At 68.1% G+C, this 9,283-nt stretch carries 9 protein-coding genes and 1 pseudogene; 4 read left to right on the top strand and 6 right to left on the bottom strand.

The genetic code is table 11. The features are described 5' to 3' along the window. Nucleotides 1–595: ATP-binding protein (locus tag ABZ453_RS44335; RefSeq protein ID WP_359024678.1), on the top strand; the 595-nt coding region annotated here is incomplete at its 5' end. On the opposite strand, the gene ABZ453_RS44330 is transcribed toward ABZ453_RS44335, so the two are convergent. Together ABZ453_RS44330 and ABZ453_RS44325 are read right to left on the bottom strand one after the other, a co-directional pair. Continuing rightward, entirely contained in the window at nucleotides 505–954 is a 450-nt protein-coding gene (locus tag ABZ453_RS44330; protein ID WP_359024676.1) for a hypothetical protein, read from the bottom strand. The genes ABZ453_RS44335 and ABZ453_RS44330 overlap by 91 nt on opposite strands. 313 nt (nucleotides 955–1,267) lie before the next feature. Beyond that, nucleotides 1,268–1,408, bottom strand: coding sequence for a hypothetical protein (locus tag ABZ453_RS44325; RefSeq protein ID WP_359024674.1), 141 nt, complete (start codon nucleotides 1,406–1,408; stop codon nucleotides 1,268–1,270). Between the two features lie 21 nt (nucleotides 1,409–1,429). Here ABZ453_RS44325 and ABZ453_RS44320 point away from each other — a divergent pair. Beyond that, nucleotides 1,430–1,789: pseudogene (locus ABZ453_RS44320) on the top strand (fibronectin type III-like domain-contianing protein); the annotation flags it as partial. Between the two features lie 222 nt (nucleotides 1,790–2,011). Here ABZ453_RS44320 and ABZ453_RS44315 read toward each other — a convergent pair. Beyond that, nucleotides 2,012–2,851, bottom strand: coding sequence for a LuxR C-terminal-related transcriptional regulator (locus tag ABZ453_RS44315; RefSeq protein ID WP_359024672.1), 840 nt, complete (start codon nucleotides 2,849–2,851; stop codon nucleotides 2,012–2,014). A gap of 198 nt (nucleotides 2,852–3,049) precedes the next feature. Here ABZ453_RS44315 and ABZ453_RS44310 point away from each other — a divergent pair, with 198 nt between their 5' ends. Continuing rightward, nucleotides 3,050–4,687, top strand: a complete 1,638-nt coding sequence (locus ABZ453_RS44310; protein WP_359024670.1) for an AMP-binding protein — start codon at nucleotides 3,050–3,052, stop codon at nucleotides 4,685–4,687. Nucleotides 4,688–5,088: 401 nt separating this feature from the next. On the opposite strand, the gene ABZ453_RS44305 is transcribed toward ABZ453_RS44310, so the two are convergent. The 3 genes from ABZ453_RS44305 to ABZ453_RS44295 all read right to left on the bottom strand — a co-directional run bounded on the left by ABZ453_RS44305 (nucleotide 5,089) and on the right by ABZ453_RS44295 (nucleotide 8,036). Beyond that, entirely contained in the window at nucleotides 5,089–6,027 is a 939-nt protein-coding gene (locus tag ABZ453_RS44305; RefSeq protein ID WP_359024668.1) for an LLM class F420-dependent oxidoreductase, read from the bottom strand. Between the two features lie 72 nt (nucleotides 6,028–6,099). Next, nucleotides 6,100–7,098 (bottom strand): transketolase C-terminal domain-containing protein, encoded by a 999-nt coding sequence (locus tag ABZ453_RS44300; protein WP_359024666.1) that lies wholly within the window; start codon nucleotides 7,096–7,098, stop codon nucleotides 6,100–6,102. Then, nucleotides 7,095–8,036 carry a thiamine pyrophosphate-dependent dehydrogenase E1 component subunit alpha gene (locus ABZ453_RS44295; protein ID WP_359024664.1) on the bottom strand — a complete coding sequence of 314 codons (942 nt, stop codon included), beginning with the start codon at nucleotides 8,034–8,036 and terminating at the stop codon, nucleotides 7,095–7,097. Before ABZ453_RS44295 ends, ABZ453_RS44300 begins: the two co-directional genes overlap by 4 nt. Nucleotides 8,037–8,969: 933 nt before the next feature. Here ABZ453_RS44295 and ABZ453_RS44290 point away from each other — a divergent pair. Further along, nucleotides 8,970–9,254, top strand: a complete 285-nt coding sequence (locus tag ABZ453_RS44290) for a hypothetical protein (RefSeq protein WP_359024662.1) — start codon at nucleotides 8,970–8,972, stop codon at nucleotides 9,252–9,254. Nucleotides 9,255–9,283 lie beyond the last annotated feature (29 nt).

Genomic DNA, 9,283 nt, shown 5'->3' with positions numbered 1-9,283 from the left:
ACGCTACGACCCGGACCCGGATGCAGCTCTCCGCCATCTGATCGAGCGACTGACCGCACACTGCAGCCCGGACTGCTCACTGGACGAGGCCGGCCGCACCCTGCTGGCCGACGCGGGCGGGCCTTCCCCCGTCGACGACATCGCGCTGCTCCTGGCCCGCATCCGCGCGGTGCCCTCGGAAGCCACCGCCGACTGGGAGTTCCCCGCCGAGCCCTCCATCGTCGCCGACGCCCGCGAGGCGGCCATGCGCCAACTGGACGCCTGGGGACTCGAGGAGGTCGCCTTCACCACCGAACTCGTCGTCAGCGAACTGGTCACCAACGCCGTCCGCTACGGCGGCGGTCCCATCGGCCTGCGTCTCATCCGTGACGCGGCGCTCATCTGCGAGGTCACGGACTCCAGCAACACCCAGCCGCGGCTGCGGCGCGCCCGCACCACCGACGAAGGCGGCCGCGGCCTCTTCCTGGTCGCCCAGCTCACCACGCGATGGGGCAGCCGCTACGGTCAGTCCGGAAAGACCATCTGGACCGAACAGAACCTCGCCCCCTCGGACGGCGCTGGACCGCCGACCCTGCTGTGGGACACCCTGAGCTGAGAGGTCCCAGCGGCGCGCGAGTCGCGCAGGATCACGACGAAGGTGAGACGGCCCGTGGCGTCCGATGTGACGCTGGTCGGCACCCCGTCGATCATGACCGTGACGGTCGGAACGCCCTGGAACAAGGCCGGCGTCGTGATGCGGGTCGATCCGCTGCCTGTGACGGTGAGTCCAGCGGCGCTGACGTCGTGCAGGTCCAGGAACTCCAGCGCCCGGTCGGGGTCAGCCGTGACCGACCAGCCGTACACGCCGAACTGCGGCTCGATGGACCGGTAGTCGAAGGTCACGGGGTCCGGGATGTCCTGGGAGAACCGACTGGCGAACCGGCTGAGGCTCTCGGTGATCTCCTGTTCGAACATGGCGGGGGTGTGACACCCACTGCTCTCCGACGATCGTCGCGCCGGCGACCGGCACGGTCCCGGCCACCGGCGGCAGGTCCCCGCTCGCGGCCGACGCCGATCCCGGCGTGAGGCCGGCGATCGTCCCAGCGGTGACACCGAGCGCCATCAGCGCGGCACGGGCCCCGATACCGCGGGGGAAACGGCGAAGCAGGTTCATACGGATCATCCTTCGCACTGAATCGGTTCGGAACTTGCGGGGTGACGTGTGGGGGCGCGAGTCAGTCGCGGCCGACTCGCGCCGCGGCCTACGGCGTTGTGTACAGGACACGGACTACTTCGCGGCGTCGGTGGGGAGTTCGCTCTGCCATTCCGGGTCGCGATGGCAGGCCACCGTCCGGCCGTCGGCCGTCGCGCGCGCCTCCGGTCGCGGTCGGCCGGCGAGAGCTAGGGCGACGTTGACACGCTGGGCCATGCGCCGGAGATCTGTGCCGTCCCCGCCTACCCCTTCGGGCACGGCCTCGGCTACACCGACTGAGAGTACGAGTCCGTCCAGGTGACCGGAACCACGGCCACCGTCCGGGTCCGCAACACCGGCTCCCGGCCCGGCCGCGAGACCGTGCAACTGTACGTCGCCCCCGTCGAGGACACGGTCCAGCGCCCCGCGCGCTGGCTCGCCGGCTTCGCCACGGTCGAGGCCGCGCCCGGCGAGACCGCTCAGGCCGTGGTCGAACTCCCCCGCCGCGCCTTCGAGACCTAGGACGACCAGAAGTCCACCTGGTCGCTCATCCAGAGCACATACGAGGTCCAGGCATCCCGCTCCCTCACCGACACCCGGCTGACGGCGCACCTGCGGGTGTGGGACCGTCGGCCGCCCGACTGGTGCGCCCCGGGGACGTCTCTCCTGACACCCGTTGCCGGGGCACACCACGCTCTGAGGTCCACGGCCGGTTTCCCCCGGCCCCCGGCGATCAACCGGCGGACGGCGCCGCGCCGCTGGAAGCGGAGGGACATCGCCGCGGAGATTGTCTGCGGGCTCGCAGGGCTGCGGGGAAGTCGGTTCAGACCATGACAGCCTCTACGGCAGCAGCCCCCGGCGACGGGCGGTGACCACGGCCTCGAACCGCGTGTGGGCATCGAGCTTCCTCATGGCGTTGCGCAGATACGTCTTGACGGTGTCGGGCAGCAGCGACAGGCGTCTGGCGACTTCGGCGTTGCTGCACCCCAGCGCCACCTGTGCGAGGACGTCGACCTCCCTCGGCGAGAGCGGCGAGCCGTCGTCCGTCCGAGGTGCCGTACCGAGGCCGACCAAGCGCCCCGACGCCTTCAGGAGTCGTTCGCGCACGGCGTCGTCGCTGATGTCCTGAGCGATGACGCGGAGTTCCGCGTGCAGCTCGCGGACTTCCTCGGCGGCGATACGGCTCACCGGAAGGCCGCGGTCTGTCTCGGCGACCCGCTGGAACTCCATCCGGCGGTCGACCTCGTCCCGTAGAGCGATCTCCTCGGCCAACTGCCGCGACGCTTCGACAATGGCGTCCGTCGCCTGGTTTCCGAGGGGCGCGGTTCCACGGGAGGCTCCGTACAGCACTCCGCGCACCGCGCCCGACACCACCAAGGGGACGGCCACGATCGAGCGGATACCCTCCGCTGCGACGGCGGCATCGTAGTCGTGGGTGATGGAATCGGCGGACCGGTAGTCCGTGACGGCGACAGGGCGGCGCCTGGCCAGCACCTGACCGCCCAGACCGGCCCCCGGAACGACGTTGAGCCCGCGCATCGCCGTGGTCCGGGCGCCGAGGAACTGCAGAAGCTGCAGTGTCTCGCCGCGCACCTGGCCGCCGAAGACGACAGGTAGATCGGTACGCCGCTGGGTGAGCCGAAGGACATGTCGGAACGCGTCCCCGTCATCAGGTCTCATTATTTTGTCCGAATTTGCACCCATATACCTCTACCTCATTTCGGGGGTAGTCGGCCGATCGCGTAACCCGGAGCATAAGTCGCCGTAACGCCGCAGCAAAGCGCTGTCACGGCACGATTCGATGACACCCGAAATCCGCGCCCTTTCCGGCATACCAGGCACTCCTCATTAGCAGTCGCCATATCCAGGAGGTATCTCGTGTCGACAACATCGAGCGCGCCCAGCTACGCATCGGGGACTTACGAGAAGCCGTTGCTGGGTGACACGATCGGCGCGAATTTCGATCGTACGGTGCTGTCCTTTCCCGATCGGGATGCGTTGGTCGAGCGGGCCACCGGACGCCGTTGGACTTATGGGGAACTCGCGGCCGACGTCGACGCTTTGGCTCTCGGGCTGCTGGGGCTGGGTATCGGCAAGGGCGACCGGGTGGGCATCTGGGCACCCAACTGTGCGGAGTGGACGCTCACCCAGTACGCCACCGCGAAGATCGGCGCGATCCTGGTCACCATCAACCCGGCTTACCGATCCCACGAGTTGGAGTTCGTGCTGAACCAGGCCGGAGTCCGACTGGTCATCGCCGCGGAGAGATTCAAGACCTCCGACTACGCCGGCATGCTCGCCGAGGTCGGGCCGCGCTGTCCGGCACTGAAGCATGTGATCCTGATCGGCGATCGGGCCTGGAACTCCCTGATGACGGACGGGCGGCAGCGCGACCCGGCCGTGCTGGCCGAGATGCAGGCCACACTGAGCCCGGACGACCCGATCAACATCCAGTACACGTCGGGGACCACCGGCTTCCCCAAGGGCGCGACCCTGTCGCACCACAACATCCTCAACAACGGTTTCTTCGTCGGCGAGTTGTGCCACTACACCGAGAACGACCGCGTCTGCATTCCCGTGCCCTTCTACCACTGCTTCGGCATGGTGATGGGGAACCTCGCATGTACCAGCCACGGCGCGGCCATGGTGATCCCGGCGCCGTCGTTCGAGCCGAAGGCCACTCTGGCCGCGGTGGCCGCCGAGTCGTGCACGTCGCTGTACGGCGTACCGACCATGTTCATCGCGGAACTGACCGACCCTGACTTCGGATCCTTCGACCTGTCCAGCCTTCGTACCGGGATCATGGCGGGCTCGCCCTGCCCGATCGAGGTGATGAAGGAGGTCATCGGGCGCATGGGCATGACCGAGGTGTCCATCTGCTACGGCATGACGGAGACATCACCGGTGTCGACCCAGACGCGCCGGGACGACTCGGTGGACCGCCGCGTGTCGACCGTCGGCGCCGTCGGTCCGCATCTCGAGGTCAAGGTGGTCGACCCCCACACGGGACTCACGGTCCCCCGCGGCGAACCCGGGGAGCTGTGCACCCGCGGCTACTCGGTCATGCTCGGGTACTGGGGAGAGCCGGAGAAGACGGCCGAGGCCATCGACGCCGGACGCTGGATGCACACCGGTGACCTGGCGGTCATGGACGAGGACGGCTACGTCAGCATCACCGGCCGGATCAAGGACATGGTGATACGCGGCGGGGAGAACCTGTACCCGCGCGAGATCGAGGAATTCCTCTACACCCACCCTGACGTTCTCGACGTTCAGGTCATCGGGGTCCCCGACCCGAAGTACGGCGAGGAACTGATGGCCTGGATCCGAATGAAAGAGGGCGCCGAGCGGCTGACCGCCGACGCGGTGCGCGAATTCTGTGCCGGCCGGCTCGCCCACTTCAAGATTCCACGTTACGTGCATGTGGTCGACGCATTCCCCATGACCGTGACCGGCAAGATCCGCAAAGTGGAGATGCGGGAGGAAGCGGTACGCCTGCTGAACCTGCATTCGTAGGTGATGGGCCTTTCGCAGTCGTGGCGCGACCTGGAAACGGGTCGCCGACGACACCGAAGGTTCTCAGATGAACTTCTGGACGACCAGCAACTGTGCGATCTTCGAGCCGACACCCCCCTCGACCTGGATCCTCTCCCCGCCCCGGCTCCGGTGGCCTCGGCTGCGAGAAGGTCAAGGTCGTCTCCGCGTTCGCATGTGCCGATGCCCGCACCGGCCAGCCGCGACGGTCCGATGACCTCAGGCAACACCCGGCGGTCTGCACCGCGCGTCGCGGCCCATCGCGACGATCGTGTCTACCGACGCCTTGCCCGGACTCCGAGGTTTCCCGGTCGAGAGTGTGGTCTCCTGCTGCAAGTCTCCGCTCGGGAGAGGCGTCCTGCACCCGCCTCACCTACGCGGTGTCAGGTGCAGGAACGCAGGGCTGGGGCAAGCTCTCGCCACTGTTCGAGCGGGGCGGTCGTCCCGGGCGGCGGCAGGACCTGTACGGCGACGTGATCGGCGCCGGCGTCGAGGTGGGCCTGGACCCGGGACGTGAGCGCGTCCACATCACCCCATGGGACAACGGCGTCGATGAGGCGAGCGGTGCCGCCGTCCTCGAAGTCGTCATCGGCGAATCCGTGCTTCTTCAGCTCGTTGCGATAGCTCGGAAACCGCAAATAGAACTGTGCGTAGTCCCGTGCGATCGCACGGGCACGCTCAGGATCGGTCTCGAGAACGACCGCCTGCTCCGGGCACAGCAGTCCGTCCGGTCCCAGCACGGCCCGGGCCGCTGCGGTGTGCTCGGGCACGACGAAGTAGGGGTGGGCCCCCGCGCTTCGCCGACCTGCCAGCTCGAGCATCTTCGGTCCGACGGCCGCGAGGATCCGTGGCGGTGTGTGGGCGGGAGCGGGCGACTGGTACTGAACCTCGTCCATGGCGTCGAGGTAGGAGGCCATCCGCTTCAGCGGACTGCTGTAGACGTGCCCCCTCATGCCTTCGACGATGGCCGGTTGACTCACCCCCATGCCCAGCAGGAAGCGTCCGTCGAACGCCTCGGCCAGTGTCAGCTGGCCCGCCACCATCGCCGGGGCGTCACGAGCCCAGATGTTGGCGATTCCCGTCGCCACGACCATACGGCTGGTGGCGCCGAGGAGGATCGAGGCGTTCACGAAGACCTCGCGGCGCAGGCCTTCGGAGATCCACAGCGCCGGGTAGCCCAGTTCCTCCAGTTCCTGGACCACGTCAAGGGCCGCCGAGGCCGGCAACCTGTCGAGCGCCTGACTCCAGAGGCCTACCCGGCCCAGGGCCCGACCCGAATCGACTCCCAGATCGTTGCGAACCGGTGTACCAGATGACGGCACTGCGTTCTCCTCCCGCGCCGCGTGGTCCTGCCGGTCACCACTCCCTTGCGAGCGGTGACCGTCACTGACAGGTCAGCCCATCAACCGTGTCGCCGCGTCGACGACGTCCGCGGGGGTGGGCAGGAAAGGAAGACCCGAAGGGGCGTAAGGGGCTGGGGTATAGGCCGCGCCCAGTCGCTTGACCGGTGCGAGAAGCTCCCCGAACGACTCCTCGGTGATCCTTGCCGCGATCTCCGCGCCGGGACCGCAGAACGTCGTGGCATCGTGCAGCACGATCGCGCGGCGCGTCCGTTCCACCGACTGGAAGACGGTGTCCCAGTCCAGCGGCACAAGGGTGCGCAGGTCGATGACCTCCAGCGAGATCCCGTTCGCCGCCGCCTGCTCCGCGGCCTCCAGCGCCGTATGGACGGCCGCCCCGTAGGTGATCACCGAGACATCACCGCCGGCGCGCTTGACCGCCGCTTCCCCCAGGGGAATACGGTACTCCCCCACCGGAACGTCGTCCTTCTGGCTGAAGACCATGGCGAAGTTCTCGATGAACAGACAGGGGTCGTCGTCAGCGATGCAGGAAGCCAGCAGACCCTTGGCCTCGATCGCGGTCGACGGCATCACGACCTTGATGCCGGGAGTGTGCATGAACCACGCCTCGAGCGACTGGGTGTGCTGCGCCCCGAAGCGTTGCATGCCGATGCAGGTCCGGATGGTCAGCGGCACCGGCGAGGCGCCGCCTGACATGTACCGGAGCTTGGCCGCGTGGTTGACGATCTGGTCCATGGCCACGGTGGTGAAGTCCATGTACATGACCTCGGCGACGGGACGGTAGCCACCGAGTGCCGCCCCGATCGCGGCCCCGACTATGGCCTGTTCCGCGATCGGCGTCGCCCGCACGCGGGCGGTCCCGTACTTCGTGGACAGGCCCTTGGTGACCTTCAGGACGCCGCCGGCGGGGTCGGCCACGTCCTCTCCGATGACGATCACCTTGTCGTCGTGCTCCATGGCCAGGTCCAGCGCCGAGTTGAGCGCGACCGCCATGGTCATCCGGGTGACCTGCTGGTCGACTGCCGTTGTCACAGCCCCTGCACCACCTTCTCGTCGGCGAAAACATCGGTGAACCGCTCGGACTGCGGCGGGAACGGCTCTTCGACGGCCTTGCTGAACGCCGCGTCGACCTCGGAGGCGATCTCTTTGTCGATTGCCTCCAGTTCGGCGTCCTGGACGACACCGTCCTCGCCCAGCCTGCGCCGGAAAACGGGGACCGGATCCCGCTCCATGGCTTGCGCCAGCCTGTCCTTCGGGACATAGGAATAATCCGAGACGCCGGAGTGCCCGGTGAGCCGGTAGGTGACCACCTCGATGAAGGTGGGGCCGCCACCCCGCCGAGCCCGCTCGACCGCGCCGCGCACCTCCAGGGCGGTGGCGACCGGATCGAACCCGTCGACCCGTGCCGACGCCATCGCGTAGGCGCTCGCGCGGCCCGCCAGATCGGTGGACGCCGCGTACTCGGCGATCGGGGTGTGCTCGCCCCACTGGTTGTTCTGGCACACGAAGATCACTGGAAGCTTCCACAGGCTCGCCATGTTCATGGACTCGTGGAACGCCCCGATGGATGTCGCGCCGTCCCCGAACGTGGTGACGACCACGCGGTCGCTGCGGTCGAGTTGCGCGGCGACTCCCAGCCCTACCGCGATCGGGATACCGGACCCCACGATGCCGGTGCTCGTGACGAAGCCGGCGGCCTGGTCCTGCAGGTGCATCGCCCCGCCCTTGCCCTTGGACGCTCCGGTCAGCCGCCCGTAGATCTCGGCCACGAGGGCGTCCAGCGACGACCCCTTCGCCAGGGCGTCTCCCAGATTCCGGTAGGTGGAGACCAGTTGGTCCACCGGCCGCAGGTTCAGGCCGACTGCGGCGCACGAGCCCTCAAGGCCCCGCACCGGATAGGTGGCCGCCTTCAGGCGGCCGGCCCGGACCTCCTGGTTGATGCGCAGATCCACCTCGGCGATGAGCCGCATCGAGCGATAGAGCCGAATCAGATCCGCTCGAGGTAGGGAACTCAGCGCAGAGCCGGTCTCGGACATCGTGTTCGTCACCTTCTGCTCCCATGGATGCTGGGGCGCGCAGGGCCCTGAGGACAGGCCCTTGCGACTCCAGGTCGCCGTGGCCCAGGTGTTCACGCCCTGGTCGGCCGTGTCTGGGGACTGCTCCGGGGTGTCGCCCGCGGTCGGGCGGTACAGGAACGCGGCACGCGCCTTGGCCGAACTTTATGCATGCAATTTAGCATGCGAAGCGTGAGGCGGAAAGGTGTCGGGCAATCCCGAGCGGGACAGCCCCGGCATGGCGCGGCCCGGCGTAGCAGTTTCCGCACCCGCGGACTGAACCCCTGCACCGCGATCGTCATACATCCGCGAGGGTGGTCATGCACGAAAAACCCAGCATCCTGGAGGCATAGCCGCTCCGAAGCCTGACCCCTTAGCCACATGCCATAATGCATGTCAAGGCGAGGCGCGGGGTTCACCGTAGGTCTCGCGATCAAGCCTCTGGCGCGGCGTCTGACTCTCGGACCACAACGACGACGGGATGGTCATGTCATGGCGACGCTGGGAATCATCGGAAGCGGCAACATCGGCTCAGCGGTGGCCCGGCTGGCGGTCGGCGGCGGAGAGACGGTGGTCGTGGCCAACCCACGCGTGGCCGGAAACCCTGGGCGACATCGTCGCGGAACTGGGTCCGACGGCCTCGGCCGACACCGGGCTGTTGACGGACAAGATCGTCATCGACATGAGCAACTACTACCCGTCACGGGACGGTCGGATCGCCGAGCTCGATGCCGAGGAGAAGACGACAAGCCAACTGGTCCTCGGCTGGATGGGCGAGGTCCGTCTTGTGAAGGCTTTCAACAACATCCTGGCGCACCACATCCCCAGCCGGCCCGCCCGGCCGACGCGGTGGACCGGACGGCGCCGCCAGTCGCCTCCGACGACGATGAGGCCAAGGCGGTCGCGGCCGCGCTCATCGAGCGGCTCGGGTTCGACGCCGTCGACGCGGGCCCACTCTCCGAGAGCTGGCGGTTCGAGCCCGAGGCGAAGGCGTACACCCGCGTGTACCTCGCCGATCGGCAGGTTCCAGCGGGGAGCATGCTCGAAGCGCCTGTGGCTCCCGTATCGGCGGACGCGCTGCGCTCCGCACTGGCAGCCGCCACGCGCGTGCGGGTGGCGGGACGGGTTTTCTGACCGCCTTTCCCAGCGAACTCCGTCCGAGG

It is taken from the genome of Streptomyces sp. NPDC005799, from assembly GCF_040630525.1.
Taxonomy (GTDB): domain Bacteria; phylum Actinomycetota; class Actinomycetes; order Streptomycetales; family Streptomycetaceae; genus Streptomyces; species Streptomyces griseorubiginosus_B.
Note: the sequence above shows the minus strand (reverse complement) of the source record. Positions and strands in the feature narration are given on the sequence as shown.